The sequence below is a fragment of the Streptomyces sp. NPDC012888 genome (assembly GCF_042900645.1).
GTDB lineage: Bacteria > Actinomycetota > Actinomycetes > Streptomycetales > Streptomycetaceae > Streptomyces.
This window is the reverse complement of the sequence record NZ_JBIBBM010000020.1, coordinates 103,233-120,053: the sequence shown is the minus strand read 5'-3', so window position 1 is coordinate 120,053 and position 16,821 is coordinate 103,233. Positions and strand designations below refer to the sequence as shown.

Sequence of the window (16,821 nt, the reverse complement as noted above, 5' to 3'; positions counted from 1 at the left end):
CGCGGGCCCGGGTCTTCGGACCCGGGCCCGCGTCGTGCCGCCCCCGCTCCGGCGGACGGCACGTAGCGGGACGGCCCGGCGAGTACGCTCGGCACGATCGCGGCGGACGGGTTCGACCTGCGCCGGCACCGGGAGGACGAGTGCCGTGCCGCGTGGCAGGCTCCGGAGTACCGCATCCTGCGTGAGGTGTCCAACACCGACTTCCTCCAGGCCGTCACGCTGCCGGCCACCTACCAGCGACGGGGCGCCGAGGCCGCGCGCGGTACCGAGGAGGACCGGCTGCCCCGGGTCGGCTGCAAGCGCAAGGACATGCTGGCGCTGTCCCTGGAGGACTACGCGGAGTACGCGCCGGCCGTGGTCGAGGGCTTCAAGAAGGCCGCCAGGTTCCTGCCGTACGGCACGTAGCTGATCCCGCTCGCCGCCATCCTGGCGGCCGCCGGGCAGGCGGCGGAGCCGGCCGGCGTCGGCGCAAGCTCGCGCGCTGGTACCGGTGCCGCCTCCGCCGGTGCCGGCCGGCGGGGGCGGCTCTTTCCGGCCTGCGCTTGCACTAAGTTCAACAAGGGTCTTGCACGGTGTTCAAGTGCCGGTTAGCGTTCTTCTTGAACACAGTGCAAGTGAGTCGCAGAGACGGAAGGGACCACCCCGATGAACCACGCCATCGCGATCCTCCAGCTCCTCGTCGCCGCCGCCTTCGTCAGCATCCCGCTGGTGCGCGCCCGCTTCGGCGCGACCGCCATGACAGCCGCCGAGGACGAACTGCGCCGCCAGGGCGTACGGCACACCGCCCTCACCGAGAACGGGATGCGCTTCGACGCCGGCGGGCACGAGACCTGGGCACCGGTGTCCGCCGCGGCGGTCACGGCCGCCTCGGCCGTCCTGAACCTTCTCGAGGCCTCCTGGGCCGGGGCGGCGACCTGGACCGTGCTGGGCCTGGTACTGCTGATCAACTGCGTGATCCTCTACAGCAACCTGACCGCGGTCGCCTCCGTCCAGGCCGCCTTCCGCCGCAAGGACGACGAGGAGCTCGCCCGCGTCGACGTGGCCGCGCTCCTCAAGGCCGCCGAGTCCGCGTTCCCCCGCTGGGTGTGGGTCCTGCAGAACGCCCGCCACGTCATCGTCTTCGGCGCCTCCGCCGCGGCCCTGGCCGCACTCGCCACCGCCTGACTCCCCCCGGAACGTGATCCTGCCGCCTCACCACCAGTACGCGGGGTAGCGGGGCGCGGCCGGGCGGGCCCGTGAGGCGGCCCACCCGGCGAGCACCAGCAGGACGGTCGCGCCCGTGAGCAGCGGCACGAAGCGGGCCGGGTCGGGGGCCCGCAGGACGATGACGACGGCGGTGGCGCAGGCCGGGGAGTGCGGGGTCCGGGCCACCGTCATCACCGCCAGGGCGGCCCCCGCGGCGACGGCCGCCACCCAGGCCGAGCTGCCGAACAGGCCCAGCGCCGCGTAGCCGACGCCCGCGCACAGCAGGTGGCCGAAGACCACGCTGCGGGGCTGGGCCAGCGGCAGGCCGGGCACGCTGTGCACGATGGCGGCGCTCGCGGCGAGCGGCGGCACCAGCACCGGCTCGTGGATCGCCGCGCCGATGCCGCACAGGGCCAGCAGCACGGCGGTGACGGCGCTGACGTTGTGCAGGGCCGCGGCCGGCGCGGGCGGGGCGGGCGCGCGGCCGGCCAGGGCCCGGCGTATCCGGGGACCGCGGCCGGCGGCGTCGGAGGGGCGCGGCGCAGGGGGCGAGGGGGGCGGGGGTGAGGCGGGCGTACGGGGCGGGGCGAGGGCTTCGTCGAGGGACATCGGGCGGGGGACGTTCTCCGGGCAGGGCCGAGCGCGGTGCGGCAGGGTCGGCAGGGTGGGGCGGGCTTGGCCGGTCGCGTGGGTTTGCGCGGGTTCGGCAGGGCAGGGGGTGTTTCGATCCTACGGACGCCTCCGTGCGGACCCGGCCGCCGGGCCTCGTCAGGCAGCCTCAGGCAGCGTCCGCGGGCGGCGGCGGGGAGACCCGGACGACCAGCAGGCTGGTGTCGTCGCCGGTGTCGCCGCGGACCGCGCCCAGCAGGGCGTCCGCCAGCGCCTCCACCGGGCCGGAGGCGCCGGCTGCCGGGTCCGCCGCCAGGCGTTCCGCGACCCGGCGCAGTTCCTCCAGGGTGTCGACCAGGCTGACCCTGCGGTGCTCCACGAAGCCGTCGGTGTAGAGCAGCAGCACGTCCCCCGATTCCAGCCGGGTCTGCGCCTCCTCGTACTCGGCGCCGGGCAGCGCGCCCAGCAGGATGTTGTGCGGGGCGTGCAGGAAGCGGGCCCGGCCGCCGCGGACCAGCAGCAGCGGCAGGTGGCCTGCGCTGGCCCAGCGCAGGGCCCGCTCCGCCGGGTCGAACAGCGCGCAGACCACCGTGGCGGTGGGGTGCTCGCCGCTGCGCAGGGCGACCTCGTTCAGCCAGGCCATCAGCCGGCCCGGGCCCTCGCCGGTGACCGCCAGGCCGCGCAGCGCGTTCCGAAGCACCAGCATGTTCGTGGCCGCCTGGAGGCCGTGGCCGGCGAGGTCGCCGACGACCAGGACGCTCCGCCCGCCGGCCAGCGGCAGCACGTCGTACCAGTCGCCGCTGACCCCGTAGTCGTGGGCGGCCGGCCGGTACCGGGACGCGACCTCCAGGTCGCCGTGCGTACCGGCGGGCGGCGCCTCGGGGACGATCGCCTCCTGGAGCTGGCGGACCACCCGGTTGCGCAGGTGCGCGTCCTCCTGGGCCGCGGACAGGGCGGCCTCGGTGCGGCGCTGGCTGGACAGGTCCTGGTAGACCCCGGTGAGGCCGGTCAGCGAGGCGCCCGCCACCAGCGGCTCGGCCGCGATCCGGACGTGCCTGACCCCGCCGCCGGGCCGGAGCACGCGGACGTCGGCGGTGCCGCCGCGCCGCCGTTCGAGCAGGTCCTCGGCGAGCGACCGCAGCCGGTACCGGTCCTCCGGGTGGAGCCGGGGTCCCAGCCGGGCCAGCGGCACCGGCGGGGCGTCCGGTTCCATCCCGAACAGCCGGTACGCGTTCCTGCTCCAGAGGGTCTCGCCGCCCGGCAGGTCCTCGTGGAAGTAGCCCACCCGGTCCAGCCGCCCCATCACCCGGGAGAGGGCTTCCCCGGCCTGCTCCTCGGCGCTCCACAGCAGCACCGACCGGCCGTGGCCGAGCGGCAGCACCCTGACGTCCTCCAGCCCGTGGAGCCGCCCGAGGCGCTGGGCGCCGGCCCGTTCGGTGGCGGGGCCCAGGGCCGCCCAGGCGTACGGGAAGACCTCGGCGGCCGGGCGGCCGACCGGGGCGAACACCCCGCCGCCGGCGGTCAGCGCGGCCAGGGCGGCGGCGTTGGCGTAGGAGAGCAGGCCGTCGGACTCCACCACCGCCGCGGGCCGGTCGTACAGGTCGAGCAGAAGGGACTCCGGCACCCGGGCCACCGGCCCGGGGCCGGCCGGCTCGGCCGTCTCCAGCAGCACCCCGCAGGGCTCGCACAGCAGCTCGGCCGTCCGCCTGGTCGCGGCGTCCGGCTCCCAGGGCGCCTCGCGCGCGGTGGCCGGCCCCCGGGAGGCCGGGTCTCCGCAGGCGAGGGCGACGCCCACCACCTCGCCGCGGTGGCGCAGCGGCAGCACGCCCCGGACGCCCGGACCGCCGGGCAGCCAGTCGTCCCGGCCCCACCAGGCCTCCCCCTCCCACAGCGCCCGGTGCAGCGGGGTGTCCGGCGGCACCCACTGCCAGTGCACCTTCTCCTGTGCGCCGGCTCCCGCGCCGGCCGCCCCGGCCAGCTCCAGGCAGTCGGTGTCGGTGCGCCGCCACAGGTAGAGGCTGCGTACGCCGATCCGGTGGAGTCCGCCGTCTAGCAGCATGCGGGCCGCCTCGTCGGCGGTGTCGGAGGCGGTCACCGCCACCGCGCTGCGCCGCAGCCGCCGGCCTTCGGCGGGGGCCTCGACGGCCGGCCCGCCGACGGCCGCGTTGACGATGTCGGCGGCCAGGTCGGCGGCGCCGAGACCGGTGGAGACGGCGAGGCCGCGCAGATGGTCGGCGGCCTCGGCCGGTTCGAGGCCGAGCTGGTCGACCAGCACGCCGGCGGCCAGGTCGAGCAGGGTGCGGCGGGCCCGGTCGGCGTGCAGGGCGGCGACCTCGGCGGTCAGCCCGGCCACGGCCGCGGCCAGGGCGTCGTCGGGGGGCCCGTCGGCGGACCCGTCCCGTTCTCCGCCCCGCGGCCGGCCGGGTCGCCCGGCGTAGCGACCGTCATCGGTCCCGCGTCCCGCAACGTCCATGTCAGGGGACTTCCGGTCCTTCGTCCCGGTCCTCGGCGTGCGGCCGGGGCGGGGGGTGGTCGCGCAGCACGGCGGCCCGGTAGCGGAGACGGTCGGCGTCCACCGGGTCGGCGGTGTGGTCGGCACGGTCGAGCAGGTGCTGTGCGCGTTCCTCGCGCCGCAGCCGGCCGCGCTCGGCGGTCTCGTCTCGCGCCTCGTGCGGGTCGCCCACCCTGTATATCCTGAATGTCCCATGTGGTTGACGCACGCCGGGCGGCTGCCCGGCGACCCGAACGGGTATGCGGCAATCGCCGGGGGTATATCCAGAGGAGCAGCTCACGACGGCCCCGCCGCATCCGCGGCGCGACCACCTCCGTCGGAGGAGCGGATCCAGATGACCGGAAGCAACCGCCGCACGACCAGCTCACCCGACCGGACCAACCGCAACGGCCGGACCGACCGGACCGACCGCACGGGTCGGACCGGCGGGACCGACCGGACCGGACGGACCGGCCCGGGTACGGGCCCGGCCCGGGCCGGCGGGGCCCACGGGCTCGCCGGCGCCGTCCCCCCGACGCCGGAGACGGACGAGTTCGGGCTGCCCGCCATGCCCGAGGTGCCCGAGGTGCCGGTGCGGGCCAGCACGGCCGACGCGCGGGTGCTGTCGGTGTCGCTGTTCCGTCGGCTGAGGGCGCTGGACGAGGGCAGCCCGGAGTACTCCTACGTCCGGAACACCCTGGTGGAGCTGAACCTCAGCCTGGTGAAGTTCGCGGCCCGGCGGTTCCGCAACCGCAGCGAGCCCGCCGAGGACATCGTCCAGGTCGGCACCATCGGGCTGATCAAGGCGATCAACCGGTTCGACCCGGAGCGCGGGGTGGAGTTCACGACCTTCGCCCTGCCCACCATCACGGGCGAGATCAAGCGTTTCTTCCGGGACAGCAGCTGGGCGGTGAAGGTCCCCCGCCACCTCCAGGAGCTGCGGATCGACACCGCGAAGGCCTACGACGCGCTGGAGCAGACGCTGGGCCGCGGGCCGACCGACGCGGAGCTGGCGGAGCGGCTGGGCGTCGACGAGGCGGAGATCGCGGAGGGCCGCAAGGCCGCGCACGCCTACTCGGCGCGCTCGCTGGACGCCCCGGTCCAGGAGGACGGCGACCCGTACGTCACCACGCCCTCGCTGGGCGAGGAGGAGGCGGCGTACGACCGGATCGAGTGCGTGGAGGCGCTGAAGCCGCTCCTGGCGGAGCTGCCCGAACGCGAGCGGCTGCTGCTCTCGCTGCGGTTCGGGGCGGAACTCACCCAGTCCCAGATCGGCGACCGGCTCGGACTGTCCCAGATGCACGTGTCCCGGCTGCTGAGCCGGACCCTCACCCGGCTCAGGACCGGGCTGCTGACGGACCCCGAGCCGGAGGAGTGACGGGCTCGGTGGCGACCGGACCGGCCGTACGGTCCGCGGCTTCCGCCACACCCGCCCGCTCCCCAGCACCAGCCTCGCCGGCCGCACCCGTGGTCTCCGCGTCCGCCGCCGCGCGCCCCGGGGAGCGGAGCTCCGGCGGGGCCGGCACCTCCGCCCAGACGGTCTTGCCGCCGCGCGGCTCGGGTACGGCCTCCGAGCCCCACTTCCGGGCCAGCCGCTCCAGCACCACCAGCCCATGACCCCCGGGCCGGCCCGGGTCGGGTTCACGGCGCCGCCGGGGCGCCTCGGGGTTGCCGTCGCTGACCTCGATCCGCAGCCACTGCGGGGTGCGCAGCAGAGTCAGCTCCCGGGGGCCGCCGGCGTGCAGGCAGGCGTTGGTGACCATCTCGGAGACCAGCAGCAGCACGTCCTCGGCCGCCTCCTCGCGGTCCGGGTCGGGCGGCCGGCCGTCGTGGCCGGAGTGGGCGGTCCAGCCCCAGTCGGCCAGGGCCCGCCGGGTGAAGTCTCGGCAGCGGGTGACGACGCCCTGGCTGTAGCCCTCCAGCAGGAGCCGCCGGGTCTGCTCATTCATCGCCGGCCCCCTGCGCAAGGGCCACCGCGAGGTCGGGGTGGACCGTGAACACCTCGTCGGCTCCGGTGATCCGGAACATGCGGGCCACGGGCTGCCGCAGCCCCACCAGCTCGACCCGGCCGCCTTGCTGCTCGGCCTGCAGGCGGGCCTGGAGCAGGATGTTGAGCCCCGTGGAGTCGCAGAAGCGGAGCCGGTCGCAGTCCACCAGCAGGCGGCCCCGGCCCGTGCCGGACCGGGCCGCCGCCAGCGCCTCGCGCAGGGGTTCCGCGGTGTCGTGGTCGAGTTCGCCCGACAGGGCCAGCACCGTCGCGCCGTCCATGTCCGTGGCCTCGACCGAGAATCGTCCGGTCATCGTCACCCTCGCCCGCTCACATGTGCCGGTTGGCGTAGTACTGCTCGATCAGGTGGATGAAGGCGACGTCCCCGTCGTGCCTGCCGCTCTCGTAGTCCGGGCTGTCCTTGATCTGCTGCTTGGTGGCGGCGATGTGCACGGTCTCGTTTTCGATGTCCACGTCCTTCACCAGCCCGGCCGGGACCAGGACGTGCCGGCCCAGGATCCACGGGCCCGTGTCGACCACCACGTACGCGCGGCCCGCGTCCGCGGAATGCTTGTCGATCCTGCCTATGTGGCCGTCCGAAGCCTCGACGCGGAAGCCGGCGAGCTCCGCGCCGGCCACGTGGCCACTGCTTCTGGCATAGCCCCACATATCGTGCGCCATCACGCCCTCCAGCCCCGGATCGTCCCGTCCTGCCCCCTGCCTGCAAGCGCCGCCTACCCACGGCCAGGGCGGCACAATCACTCCGCGCCACGCCCCGGCGCACATCACGTTCCGCGCAACGGAAGACGGTTTTCACATCGCGGTATATCGAGCGGACGGGGACGATTACCCTCGAACCCATGAACGCAGATGTCGAGACCGTCAGAACGGCGGACCGGAAGCACGTCTTCCACTCCTGGTCCGCGCAGGAGCTCATCGACCCGCTCCCCGTGGCCGGCGCCGAGGGCTCGTACTTCTGGGACTACGAGGGCAACCGGTACCTGGACTTCACCAGCGCCCTCGTCTACACCAACATCGGCTACCAGCACCCCAAGGTGGTCGCCGCCATCCAGGAGCAGGCGGCGCGCATGTGCACCGTCGCACCCGGTTTCGCCGTCGACGTCCGCTCCGAGGCCGCACGCCTCATCGCCGAACGCACCCCCGGCGACCTCGACAAGGTCTTCTTCACCAACGGCGGCGCCGAGGCCGTCGAGAACGCCGCCCGGATGGCGCGGCTGCACACCGGCCGGCCCAAGGTGCTCTCCGCCTACCGCTCGTACCACGGCGCCACCACCGGCGCGATCAACATGACCGGCGACGCCCGCCGGTTCGGCAACGACTCGGCCACCGCTGGCGTGGTGCACTTCTGGGGCCCGTACCTGTACCGGTCGCCGTTCCACGCCACCACCGAGGCCGAGGAGTGCGAGCGGGCGCTGCGCCACCTGGAGGACACGGTCGTCTTCGAGGGTCCCCGGTCGATCGCCGCGATCCTGCTGGAGCCCGTGGTCGGCGCCGCGGGCGTGCTCGTGCCACCCGCCGGCTACCTGGCCGGCGTGCGCGAGATCTGCGACCGCCACGGCATTGTCTTCGTCCTCGACGAGGTCATGGTGGGCTTCGGCCGGACCGGCAAGTGGTTCGCCGCCGACCACTGGGACGTCACCCCCGACCTGCTGACCTTCGCCAAGGGCGTCAACAGCGGCTACGTCCCGCTCGGCGGCGTCGCCGTCTCCGCCGCCATCGCCGACACATTCGCCCGGCGCCCCTACCCCGGCGGCCTCACCTACTCCGGGCACCCGCTGGCCTGCGCCGCCGCCGTCGCCACCATCAACACCATGGAGGAGGAGGGCATCGTCGAGCAGTCCGCCCGCACCGGCGCCGAGCTGCTCGGCCCGGGCCTGCGCGCACTGGCCGAGCGCCACCCCTCGGTGGGCGAGGTCCGCGGACTGGGGACCTTCTGGGCCCTGGAGCTCGTCCGGAACCGGGAGACGCGCGAGCCCCTCGTCCCGTACGCCGCGTCCGGCGCGGACAACGCCCCGATGGCCGCCTTCGCCGAGGCGTGCAAGAAGGGCGGTCTGTGGCCGCTGACCGCGGGCAACCGGCTGCACGTCGCGCCGCCCTGCAACATCGGCGCCGCCGACGTCGCCCAGGGCCTGGAGATCCTCGACGAGGCCCTGTCGGTCGCGGACGCCCACGCGACGGCCTGATCCGGCACGACCGGCGCACGTCGTTTCATCCAGTTCGCGGGTGCCGCTTCCCGTACGTTCCGTCCCGTTCCCAAGAGGGGACGAACGTGCTGCAATCCGAAGCAGCACCTACGGACCGGGATGCACGTCAGTCCCGGGGCGGTCCCCCAGGGACCGAACGGCGGGGGGCGGCACGCCAGGACGGGCTTTCGGGAAACGGCTCCGGCGGCGGACCGCCGGACGCCGGGCGTACGGGATCCAGTAGTCCGGACTCCGTGTACCCGAGGGATGACAGCATGAGCAAGCACGTCCTGGCCCAGAACCAGTACGGCAAGGCCGAGAACCGCATCGTCAAGGTGACCCGCAAGGGCAACGACGGCACCTGGCACGAGATCCGCGACCTCAACGTCTCGGTCGCGCTCCGCGGCGAGTTCCGCGACGTCCACCTGACCGGCGACAACACCAACTGCCTGCCGACCGACACCACGAAGAACACGGTGTACGCGTTCGGCAAGGAGCACGGCATCGCCTCGCCGGAGGCCTTCGGCATCCTGCTCGCCAAGCACTTCGTGTCCTCCCAGTCCCCGATCCGCGAGGCGCAGATCCGGATCGAGGAGTTCGCCTGGGAGCGGATCCCCGTCCCGACCCGCAAGGAGCAGCACTCCTTCGTCCGCAAGGGCCAGGAGGTGCGCACCGCGCAGATCACCTACAGCGAGTCCACCGGTCTCCAGGTCATCTCCGGCCTGAAGGACCTGACCGTGATGAACTCGACGAACTCCGAGTTCCACGGCTACATCAAGGACGAGTACACGACGCTGAAGGAGGCGTACGACCGGATCCTGGCCACCAAGGTGACCGCCCGCTGGGCGCACTCGGCGCTGGCCGCCGACGACGCGGCGCACGACTGGGACGGCTCGTACAAGAAGGTCCGCAAGCACATGCTGGAGGCGTTCGCGGAGACCTACTCCTACTCGCTGCAGCAGACGCTCAACCAGATGGCCGAGCGGGTGCTCGACAACTGTCCGCGGGTCAACGAGGTGCGCCTCAACCTGCCCAACAAGCACCACTTCCTGGTCGACCTGGAGCCCTTCGGCCTGAAGAACGACAACGAGGTGTACTTCGCCGCGGACCGGATGTACGGCCTGATCGAGGGCACCATCCACCGCGACGGCGTCCAGCCGGTGATCGCCACCAGCGACTGGATCGTCGCCTAGCCGCGCCAACGTCCGCTCCCGTAGGCGACTTTCGGCCGTTCCCCGCCGCTGTCTTGCCGAACCGCTCCTTGTCCCGGCCGCCGTGCCCCGGGAAGCTGGCAAGGAGGCGGTGCCGCCCACGGGTCGGCGGCACGCCGCGGCGCGGGGAGGCGGGGGCCGGGCATGACGCGGAGCGCGATCTGGCAGTGGCGGGGCTGGACGGGGGCGGGACCCCTCTGGCTCAACGCGGTGCTGCTGGCGGCGGTGCCGTTCACCACGGGTCCCCTTCCGGCCCAGATCGCGGTGATCGCGGCCCTGGCCGCGGTCGGCGGGCTGGTCCGGCACCTCTGGTTCGGGGACTACGGGCACCCGGCCGTACACCTCGCCGCCGCGCTGATGGGCGCGGCGGCGGTCGCGTTAGTGATCACGTGACCCGCGGGGACAACCACTCTGGGGAGTGAAAAACCGGGCGTCGAATGGCAGTTGAGGCATATGCCGCGCTAGCGTCGCGCCGACACCACACACATGGTCGACCCCGGCAGTGCGCCAACACCCCGGGGCCCGACACCGAAGAGATAGCGCCTTCGATGCGAATCCAGCTTACCGCGCGCACGCGCAACTTCACCGTCATGGCCAACGAGGTCCTGCGCGACCGCAGCATCAGCTTCACCGCGCGGGGGATCCTGAGCTACCTGCTGTCCCTCCCCGACGGCACCCGCGAAGACGTCCGGACCCTGGCCGACAAGCACCCCCGCGTGGGACGACGCGGAGTCTCCAAGGCCGTCGACGAGTTGATCGCCGCCGGCTACTACGTGCGGCGGACGACACAGGATCCGGAGACCGGACGGGTGAGGACCGAGACCTTCGTCTTCGACGTCCCCCAGAAGGACGAGGACTTCGACCTCCCCCCGAGGGACGAGGAGCCCGGCGCACCCCGGTGGGACGCCGAACCCGACGCACCCCGCCGGGAGGCCGGTTCCGACGCCACCCGGAGGGACGAGCCCCCGCTTCCCCCACCCCCGGGAACCGGCGTGCCAGCAGTAGGCGACGCGGGAAGGTCCCCCCAGGGGACAATTACCAGGGGACAAGAACCCTCCCTCCCCGGAAACTGCGAGCGCGGCGCCGCGCTGCTCGGGCGGATCGGCCGCTTCGAGCCCAGGCTGGCGCTGAGCACCCTGGAGATCGCGGTGCTGGCGCCGCTGGCGCAGCGCTGGGTCGACCAGGGCGTGCCCGAGCTCGAGGCCCGTTCCCTGCTCACCGACGGGCTGCCACGGCCGCTGCTGTCGGCCCGGGGGCTGCTCGCCGACCGGCTCACCCGCAAGCTGCCGCCGCCCCGCCCGCGCTCCGATGCCGCCGCGCCGCCGGAGCCGCTGCCCGAGTGCGCCATGTGCCACGGCCCGTTGCCGCGCGGCCAGGCGGGCGGCATCTGCGGCTGCTGCTCCGGGGTGATGGTGCGTGACGCGGACGAGGACCACCTCAGCGACGACGCCTACGCGGCCCGCGCGAGCCGGGTGCGCGACATCCTCCGCGCCCGCCCACGCCTGGCCACCCGCTAGGGGGCGACCGCGGTCGGCCGAGGGGGGCGTCTTCCTCCGCCGGTCGGGGGCATTTCGGTGAGTCCGCGGACAACGCCCCGGCGCGTCGGGGCACAGCCCCCGCATGAGCGGGACGCGGTACGCACTGGCGAGGGCCCTCACCGGGGTCTGTGTCGTGCTGCTCGCCCTCTTCGCCCCCGGCCCGGCCTCGTCCGCCGTGGCCGGCCAGGCGGAGCCGCGCCCCGCCTCTTCGGCTCCCGCCGAGCCCGCGGCTCCCGCCGAGGGCCCGGCGGACCCGGCCGCGGATCCCGAGGCGCGGGCCGCGGTGCGGGGAGCCGCGCGCGGGGCGCCGGTCCGGCGGCCGTCCGTGCTCGGAGCGCGGGTGGCCGTGGTGCCCCCGGTACGCGGCCACCCGTACGTTCGGCCGGCCCTCGGGCACGGGTTCTCCGAGCCCGTGGCGTCCCGGCGGCCGGTGCGGAGCGTGGTGCTGCGCTGCTGACCGGTCCGGCAGCAGCGAGAGCCCACCCTCCCCCGAACCCCGAGGTGCCGTCATGCCCATCGACCCGTTCGCAGCCCTGAACGCCATGCTCCGAGCCGAGGCCGCCCGCTTCGCGCCGCCGCCCCCGCCGAAACCGTCCACGGCGCCCACGGCGCCCACGCCGTCCACGCCGTCCACGGCGTCCGACCCGTCAGCGACCCAGGCGGGCCCGCAGGCCCCCGCCAAGGCGGCGAAGAGCGAGGAGTCGGAGGTGGAGGCCGCGGCCGCGGCCGGTGGTTTCGGCCGGGCCGGGAAGGGTCTTGCGCCCGGGGCGGAGGCCGCCCCGGGACGCGGACACTGAACGAGGCGCCGGTCCCCTGGTGCGGGGGCCGGCGCCGCCCCCGCGGTCCCGCGGGTCAGGGCTCGCGCGTGTGGTAGCGGTAGAAGGCGGTGATGCCGACCCCCGCGCCGACCAGCAGGCCGATGCCGGTGGAACGCAGGACGCTGTCGCCGGTGAGGCTGTAGAGGTAGCCCATGGCGACGCCCGCGAAGGCGCCCCACGCGGCGGCCCGCAACTCCTGCGTCACCCGCGGGGTCATCCGCGACAGGGCGAACACGCCGGCGGCGAAGAGGACTCCGCAGAGGATGCCGTAGAAGACGTTCCCGGCGTCGACGGGACCCGTCTGGCGTTGCAGGAACGCCGCGTAGATGCCGTAGACGAGGCCCCACATCAGGGGGCGGACGTAGGCGCTCCGGTCGAGGTGGTGCAGGTCCGGCGAGTGCCGGCGGGGGGCGGTGGGTGCCGCGTGTGCCATGACGGGGGCTCCTTCCCTCTCCCCCCGTCCATCAAGGGCACACCCGCCGCTCCCGGGCGGCAAGTGGATCAGCCGTGGGCGCGGACGGCGACGGCGTCCATCTCGAAGAGCATGCCGGGCAGGGCGAGGGACGCGACCCCGATCAGGGTCTGGGCGGGCAGTTCGGTGCCCCACGTGGCGTGCAGGTGCTCCAGCAGGACCTCCAGGCGCGCCGGTTCGTGGCCGACGACGTACGTGCCTATGCGGACCACGTCGGCGGGACCGAGGCCGGCCGCGGCCAGGGCGGTGCGCAGGTTGGCGAAGGTCCGCTCGACCTGCGCGGCGAAGTCCGGGGAGACCACCGCGCCGGTCTCGTCGGAGCCGTACTGGCCGGCTATGAACACCTGCTCGCCGGGGGCGGAGACGACGTGGCTGTAGCCGAAGCCGGTGGGGTCGTGGAGGCCTGCGGGGTTGGTGATGCTGCGGGTCATTCCGAACTCCTTGGACGTCCGTGCGTGCGTGTGCGTGCCTGTGCGGTGTGCGTGTGCGTGTGCGTGTGCGTGGGTCGTACGTGCCCGGGTGGTGCCGTCGGGTCGGGACGGACCGCTCAGCCGGCCTCCTCCAGCCAGGCGCGGAGCCGTTCGGGGGCTCCGGGGGCCTGCTGTTCGGCCTGCTGCCGGATCTCGTCGAGGGTCCGGGCGGCGAGTTCGCGGCGCCAGGCCAGTTCGGCGCGGCCCATGGCGTGCGCGATGGCGCACTCGGCGGCGTACGAGGCGGCGGGGCCGCCGCCCGGGCCCTGCTGCCGGATCTCCGCGCAGCGGAAGGCCTCCTCCGGCCCCTCGACGGCGGCGACCACGTCCATCAGGGTGATCCGGTCGAGCGGCCGGGTCAGCCGGAAGCCGCCCCGGGGGCCCGGGGTGGAGGTGAGGATGCCGGCCCGGGCGAGCGCCTGGAGCTGCTTGTTCAGGTAGGCGGGCGGCAGGTCGTGCCAGGCCGCCAGGCGGGCGGCCGGAACCGCCCGGTCCGGTCCGCTCCAGGCCAGGTTGACGCAGCTGTGCAGCGCCCACTCGACGCCCTCACTCATCCTCATATCCTGGATATTAGATGTCCAGATTAACTCCGGCAAGCACCGGTGGGGGTCCAAGCGCAGCAACACCGCTCGCGCCGCGGCGCCCCCCGCCCTTCCCTGGTGACGTGCGCACCTTCCTCTCGACGGCCCTGGCCGCGTTCCTGGCACTGCTCGTGCCGTTGAGCGCGGTCGCGTACTGGGCCGACCGCGAGCTGGGCGACGCCGACCGCTACACCGCCGCGATGTCCCCGCTGGCCGGGGACCCGGCCGTGAGCGGCGTGGTGGTCCGCCAGGCCACCCGGGCCATCTCCGACCAGATCGACGCGGGCGCCTTCCAGGAGCCGCTGGAGGCCTTGCTCGGCGAGGCCGTGCGGTCCTTCGCCGGCACGCCCGCCTACCGGACCGCGTGGGACGCCGCCAACCGGGCCGCGCACGGCGCCTTCCTCAAGGCCCTCACCACCGGCGACGGGAACGCGGTCACCCTCGACCTGGCGCCTGTCGTGGACCGGATCAAGGAGGAGCTGGTCGCCGACGGGGTGCCGTTCGCGGACCGCATCCCGGTCACCCGCACCGAGGTCGAGGTCATGGAGTACGACAACCTCGGCGCGCTCCGGAAGGTGTTCCGCATGCTCCAGATCGCCGGGGTCTGGCTGCCCCTGCTGACCCTCGCCGTGGCCGTGGCGTCCGTCGCGGTCGCCGTCCGCAGGCGCCGGGCGCTGGCCGCGGCCGGCCTCGGTCTCGCCGCCGGGGCAATGCTGCTGCTGGCGGCGGTGGCGGTGTGCCGCCGGATCGCCCTGGACGACCTGCCCGCCGACATCGACCGGCCGGCGGCGGAGGCGGTGTACGACGCGCTCACCGCGTTCCTGCGGTCCACCGCGTGGATCGTGCTGGCGATCGGGCTCGCCGCGGTGCTGGCCGCGTGGATCGCCGGACGCGTCCGGCACACCCGGCGTACCCCATAAGCTCGGATCGTCCAGAGAAGAGCAGAGAAGAACCGATTCGCGAGCGGCAGCACGGAAGCGGGATGAGCACGCAACGGATACCGGACGGCAGTACGGCGTGGCGGAACCGGGCTCGGCACCGGGACCGGTCCCGGGATCCGGACCGGTCCCGGGACCGGTCCCGGCAGAACCCGCTCGCGCCGCCCGAATGGCTACTCAAGGGACTGCGGCCGGGTTCCGCCCCCGTCCCGTGGGCGGCGGTGGTGCGGGCCGGCGTCGCGCTGGCCACCCCGCTGGCGGTCGGCTTCGCCGCCGACGAGCCCGAGTACGGCGCCCTCGTCTCCATGGGCGCCCTGGCCGGGGTGATCGGTGACACCGCCGACGCCTACCGGATGCGGATCCTGAACATCGCCGTGCCCCAGCTGTTCGGGGCGGCCGGCGTGGCCCTGGGCACCCTGGTCTACGGCCGGGGCTGGCTGGCGGTCGGCGCGCTGACGCTGGTCGCGCTGGTCTCCGGAATGATCTCCTCCATCGGTACGGTCGCCTCGGTCTCCGGGCTGCTGCTCCTGCTCAACGCCGTCGTCGGGGCGGGGCTCCCGATGCCCGAACCGTGGTGGACGGCCCCCCTGCTGCTGACCGCGGGCGGCATGTTCGTGCTGCTGCTGACCCTGCTCGGCTGGCCGCTGCGCGGGCGGCTGCCCGAGCGGGCGGCGGTCGCCGCCGCGTACCGGTCGCTGGCCGACCTGCTGGAGGCGGCCGGCGAACCGGAGTACGAGGAGCGGCGGCACGCCGTCACCCAGGCCCTCGACCAGGCGTACGACCTGGTGCTGGGGCGGCGGGCCCGGGAGCACGGCCGGAACGCCTCGCTGGCGCGGATGCTGGCGCAGCTCAACGCGGTCATCCCGCTGGTGGAGGCGGCGCCCGCCGCGCACCTGCGCGGCCGGCCCCTGCCCCCGGAGGTGCCCGCGGCCGTACGGCGGCTCGCCGACGCCGTGGAGGCGGGGCGGACCGAGCCGCTCGTACTGGACCTGCCCGAGCCGCCCGAGGGGCAGCCGGCGGCGCTCGCCGTCGACCACGCCCTGCGGCACGCGGCGGGCATCGTGCACGAGCGGGACCCCGAACGGCTCAACGTCGACGACAGGCTCGGCCGGCCGGCGGCCCTGCGGATCCGGTTCCGGCGGGCGGCGCGCAACGTGCTGGTCTCCGGCGCGTCCTGGCGGTACGGGCTGCGGCTGGCGCTGTGCATCGGCCTGGCGCAGGCGCTGGTGTCGGTGGTGGAGGTGGAGCGCTCGTACTGGATCCCGCTGACCGTCACCTTCGTCCTCAAGCCGGACTTCGGGTCGGTGTTCTCCCGGGCCGTGCTGAGGGCGCTGGGCACGGCGGGCGGGCTGGTGATCGCGGCGGCGGTGCTGGCGGAGGTGCCGCGCGGGTGGTGGGACGTGCCGGTGATGGCGCTGCTGGGGGCGCTGATCCCGGCGTTCTCGGTGAAGGGCTACGCCTTCCAGACGGCCGCGATCACCCCCGTGATCCTGCTGCTGTCGGACCTGCTGAACCACTCCGGGTTCGACCTGATCCGGCCGCGGCTGCTGGACAGCCTGATCGGTTGCGCGATCGTGCTGGTGGCGGGGTACCTGCTGTGGCCGGAGAGCTGGCACGCGCGGATCGGGGACCGGCTGGCGGACGCGGTGGACGACGCGGCCGCATACGTCGAACGGGCCTTCGCCGTGCCGGCGGGCTCGGACGCGGCGGCGGCCCGGGCGGCCCGCACGGCCCGGCTGCAGGCGCGGCGGCGGATCTACCGGGACCTGGCGGGGGTCCGCACGGAGTTCCAGCGGGCGCTGACGGAGCCGCCGCCGACGGGGACGCGGGCGGCGGCGTGGTGGCCGCTGGTCGTGGCGGTCGAACGGATCGTGGACGCGACGACGGCGGCGCGGGTCCGGGTCAACCACGGCGCGGAGCCGCCGGGGGCGGCGGAGGCGGGGGTGGCGGCGCAGCTGCGGGGGCTGGCGGAGGGGGTGCGGAGCAGTGCGATGCCGGTGGCGGTGCACGTGCGGGGGCCGGCGTCGCCGTCGGCGGTCCTGGTGCCGCTCCACCAGGAAGTGACCGCCGCCCGAGCCCTGGCCCGACCCTGACCCTGCCCCGCGGAGCTCCGCGAAGCCGCGGGGCACCTGCCGAAGCCGCGGCCCCCCGAAGCGGGCCCGGGCGGAGCCAAGCCGCGCGACCAACGCTCCGCCCGGACACACGGGGCTCCACCCCGAACCCAGCTCCTCAAACGCCGGAGGGGCTGGAAGTGCCCCCGGAACCGGCCCGCACGGACACACCACGCCTGGGCGATCCAGCCCGAGCGGCGCTTGAG

At 74.7% G+C, this 16,821-nt stretch carries 19 protein-coding genes and 1 pseudogene; 11 read left to right on the top strand and 9 right to left on the bottom strand.

Annotated features, from left to right (window positions below; translation table 11 throughout):
• Positions 1 to 93: 93 nt before the first annotated feature.
• Together ACFY61_RS29410 and ACFY61_RS29405 are read left to right on the top strand one after the other, a co-directional pair.
• Positions 94 to 494: pseudogene (locus tag ACFY61_RS29410) on the top strand (hypothetical protein); the annotation flags it as partial.
• A 151-nt stretch (positions 495 to 645) separates the two neighbouring features.
• Positions 646 to 1,164, top strand: a complete 519-nt coding sequence (locus tag ACFY61_RS29405) for a hypothetical protein (RefSeq protein WP_389476907.1) — start codon at positions 646 to 648, stop codon at positions 1,162 to 1,164.
• 27 nt (positions 1,165 to 1,191) lie between these two features.
• On the opposite strand, the gene ACFY61_RS29400 is transcribed toward ACFY61_RS29405, so the two are convergent.
• The 3 genes from ACFY61_RS29400 to ACFY61_RS29390 form a co-directional block, all read right to left on the bottom strand.
• The gene (locus tag ACFY61_RS29400; RefSeq protein ID WP_389476905.1) at positions 1,192 to 1,794 is read right to left on the bottom strand and encodes an HPP family protein; all 603 of its coding nucleotides are present in this window, start codon (positions 1,792 to 1,794) and stop codon (positions 1,192 to 1,194) included.
• Between the two features lie 169 nt (positions 1,795 to 1,963).
• Positions 1,964 to 4,267 (bottom strand): SpoIIE family protein phosphatase, encoded by a 2,304-nt coding sequence (locus ACFY61_RS29395; protein WP_389476903.1) that lies wholly within the window; start codon positions 4,265 to 4,267, stop codon positions 1,964 to 1,966.
• 1 nt (position 4,268) lies between these two features.
• A complete protein-coding gene (locus ACFY61_RS29390) occupies positions 4,269 to 4,478 on the bottom strand; it encodes a hypothetical protein (protein ID WP_389476901.1) in 210 nt (69 codons plus the stop codon).
• A gap of 162 nt (positions 4,479 to 4,640) precedes the next feature.
• On the opposite strand from ACFY61_RS29390, the gene ACFY61_RS29385 reads away from it, so the two are divergent.
• Entirely contained in the window at positions 4,641 to 5,663 is a 1,023-nt protein-coding gene (locus ACFY61_RS29385) for an RNA polymerase sigma factor SigF (RefSeq protein WP_389476899.1), read from the top strand.
• Here ACFY61_RS29385 and ACFY61_RS29380 read toward each other — a convergent pair.
• Genes ACFY61_RS29380 through ACFY61_RS29370 form a run of 3 tightly spaced genes read right to left on the bottom strand, consistent with a single transcriptional unit; the run spans position 5,623 to position 6,911 of the window.
• Positions 5,623 to 6,234 (bottom strand): ATP-binding protein, encoded by a 612-nt coding sequence (locus ACFY61_RS29380; protein WP_389476897.1) that lies wholly within the window; start codon positions 6,232 to 6,234, stop codon positions 5,623 to 5,625. The genes ACFY61_RS29385 and ACFY61_RS29380 overlap by 41 nt on opposite strands.
• On the bottom strand, positions 6,227 to 6,586 hold the full coding sequence (locus ACFY61_RS29375; protein WP_389476895.1) for an STAS domain-containing protein: 360 nt from the start codon (positions 6,584 to 6,586) through the stop codon (positions 6,227 to 6,229). The genes ACFY61_RS29380 and ACFY61_RS29375 overlap by 8 nt, the downstream gene beginning before the upstream one ends.
• Positions 6,587 to 6,602: 16 nt before the next feature.
• Entirely contained in the window at positions 6,603 to 6,911 is a 309-nt protein-coding gene (locus ACFY61_RS29370; protein ID WP_389476893.1) for a PRC-barrel domain-containing protein, read from the bottom strand.
• Between the two features lie 221 nt (positions 6,912 to 7,132).
• Between ACFY61_RS29370 and ACFY61_RS29365 the strand changes: the two genes are divergently transcribed.
• The 6 genes from ACFY61_RS29365 to ACFY61_RS29340 all read left to right on the top strand — a co-directional run bounded on the left by ACFY61_RS29365 (position 7,133) and on the right by ACFY61_RS29340 (position 12,022).
• Positions 7,133 to 8,476: an aspartate aminotransferase family protein gene (locus ACFY61_RS29365; protein WP_389476891.1), complete on the top strand. Its 1,344-nt coding sequence runs from the start codon at positions 7,133 to 7,135 to the stop codon at positions 8,474 to 8,476.
• 275 nt (positions 8,477 to 8,751) lie between these two features.
• Positions 8,752 to 9,669: a factor-independent urate hydroxylase gene (gene pucL / locus ACFY61_RS29360; protein ID WP_389476889.1), complete on the top strand. Its 918-nt coding sequence runs from the start codon at positions 8,752 to 8,754 to the stop codon at positions 9,667 to 9,669.
• A gap of 162 nt (positions 9,670 to 9,831) precedes the next feature.
• Positions 9,832 to 10,080: a hypothetical protein gene (locus ACFY61_RS29355; RefSeq protein WP_389476887.1), complete on the top strand. Its 249-nt coding sequence runs from the start codon at positions 9,832 to 9,834 to the stop codon at positions 10,078 to 10,080.
• Between the two features lie 155 nt (positions 10,081 to 10,235).
• Complete coding sequence (locus ACFY61_RS29350; RefSeq protein ID WP_389476885.1) at positions 10,236 to 11,204, top strand: hypothetical protein; 969 nt, start codon at positions 10,236 to 10,238, stop codon at positions 11,202 to 11,204.
• Between the two features lie 103 nt (positions 11,205 to 11,307).
• Entirely contained in the window at positions 11,308 to 11,682 is a 375-nt protein-coding gene (locus tag ACFY61_RS29345; protein ID WP_389476883.1) for a hypothetical protein, read from the top strand.
• 52 nt (positions 11,683 to 11,734) lie between these two features.
• Positions 11,735 to 12,022: a hypothetical protein gene (locus ACFY61_RS29340; protein WP_389476881.1), complete on the top strand. Its 288-nt coding sequence runs from the start codon at positions 11,735 to 11,737 to the stop codon at positions 12,020 to 12,022.
• A gap of 55 nt (positions 12,023 to 12,077) precedes the next feature.
• Here ACFY61_RS29340 and ACFY61_RS29335 read toward each other — a convergent pair whose 3' ends face one another.
• The 3 genes from ACFY61_RS29335 to ACFY61_RS29325 all read right to left on the bottom strand — a co-directional run bounded on the left by ACFY61_RS29335 (position 12,078) and on the right by ACFY61_RS29325 (position 13,539).
• Complete coding sequence (locus ACFY61_RS29335) at positions 12,078 to 12,476, bottom strand: hypothetical protein (RefSeq protein WP_389476879.1); 399 nt, start codon at positions 12,474 to 12,476, stop codon at positions 12,078 to 12,080.
• A gap of 68 nt (positions 12,477 to 12,544) precedes the next feature.
• Positions 12,545 to 12,946: a RidA family protein gene (locus tag ACFY61_RS29330; RefSeq protein WP_389476877.1), complete on the bottom strand. Its 402-nt coding sequence runs from the start codon at positions 12,944 to 12,946 to the stop codon at positions 12,545 to 12,547.
• 116 nt (positions 12,947 to 13,062) lie between these two features.
• The gene (locus tag ACFY61_RS29325; RefSeq protein WP_389477039.1) at positions 13,063 to 13,539 is read right to left on the bottom strand and encodes an RrF2 family transcriptional regulator; all 477 of its coding nucleotides are present in this window, start codon (positions 13,537 to 13,539) and stop codon (positions 13,063 to 13,065) included.
• 110 nt (positions 13,540 to 13,649) lie between these two features.
• On the opposite strand from ACFY61_RS29325, the gene ACFY61_RS29320 reads away from it, so the two are divergent.
• Positions 13,650 to 14,486, top strand: coding sequence for a hypothetical protein (locus tag ACFY61_RS29320; protein ID WP_389476875.1), 837 nt, complete (start codon positions 13,650 to 13,652; stop codon positions 14,484 to 14,486).
• 62 nt (positions 14,487 to 14,548) lie between these two features.
• On the top strand, positions 14,549 to 16,597 hold the full coding sequence (locus tag ACFY61_RS29315) for an FUSC family protein (protein ID WP_389476873.1): 2,049 nt from the start codon (positions 14,549 to 14,551) through the stop codon (positions 16,595 to 16,597).
• Positions 16,598 to 16,821 lie beyond the last annotated feature (224 nt).

Excerpts from the sequence above, each read along its gene's own strand:
- pucL (WP_389476889.1), top strand. The coding sequence starts at position 8,752 with ATGAGCAAGCACGTCCTGGCCCAGAACCAGTACGGCAAGGCCGAGAAC.
- ACFY61_RS29325 (WP_389477039.1), bottom strand. The coding sequence starts at position 13,539 with ATGAGTGAGGGCGTCGAGTGGGCGCTGCACAGCTGCGTCAACCTGGCC.
- ACFY61_RS29335 (WP_389476879.1), bottom strand. The coding sequence starts at position 12,476 with ATGGCACACGCGGCACCCACCGCCCCCCGCCGGCACTCGCCGGACCTG.
- ACFY61_RS29340 (WP_389476881.1), top strand. The coding sequence starts at position 11,735 with ATGCCCATCGACCCGTTCGCAGCCCTGAACGCCATGCTCCGAGCCGAG.
- ACFY61_RS29395 (WP_389476903.1), bottom strand. The coding sequence starts at position 4,267 with ATGGACGTTGCGGGACGCGGGACCGATGACGGTCGCTACGCCGGGCGA.
- ACFY61_RS29330 (WP_389476877.1), bottom strand. The coding sequence starts at position 12,946 with ATGACCCGCAGCATCACCAACCCCGCAGGCCTCCACGACCCCACCGGC.
- ACFY61_RS29315 (WP_389476873.1), top strand. The coding sequence starts at position 14,549 with ATGAGCACGCAACGGATACCGGACGGCAGTACGGCGTGGCGGAACCGG.
- ACFY61_RS29350 (WP_389476885.1), top strand. The coding sequence starts at position 10,236 with ATGCGAATCCAGCTTACCGCGCGCACGCGCAACTTCACCGTCATGGCC.
- ACFY61_RS29385 (WP_389476899.1), top strand. The coding sequence starts at position 4,641 with ATGACCGGAAGCAACCGCCGCACGACCAGCTCACCCGACCGGACCAAC.
- ACFY61_RS29400 (WP_389476905.1), bottom strand. The coding sequence starts at position 1,794 with ATGTCCCTCGACGAAGCCCTCGCCCCGCCCCGTACGCCCGCCTCACCC.
- ACFY61_RS29355 (WP_389476887.1), top strand. The coding sequence starts at position 9,832 with ATGACGCGGAGCGCGATCTGGCAGTGGCGGGGCTGGACGGGGGCGGGA.
- ACFY61_RS29380 (WP_389476897.1), bottom strand. The coding sequence starts at position 6,234 with ATGAATGAGCAGACCCGGCGGCTCCTGCTGGAGGGCTACAGCCAGGGC.
- ACFY61_RS29405 (WP_389476907.1), top strand. The coding sequence starts at position 646 with ATGAACCACGCCATCGCGATCCTCCAGCTCCTCGTCGCCGCCGCCTTC.
- ACFY61_RS29345 (WP_389476883.1), top strand. The coding sequence starts at position 11,308 with ATGAGCGGGACGCGGTACGCACTGGCGAGGGCCCTCACCGGGGTCTGT.
- ACFY61_RS29375 (WP_389476895.1), bottom strand. The coding sequence starts at position 6,586 with ATGACCGGACGATTCTCGGTCGAGGCCACGGACATGGACGGCGCGACG.
- ACFY61_RS29365 (WP_389476891.1), top strand. The coding sequence starts at position 7,133 with ATGAACGCAGATGTCGAGACCGTCAGAACGGCGGACCGGAAGCACGTC.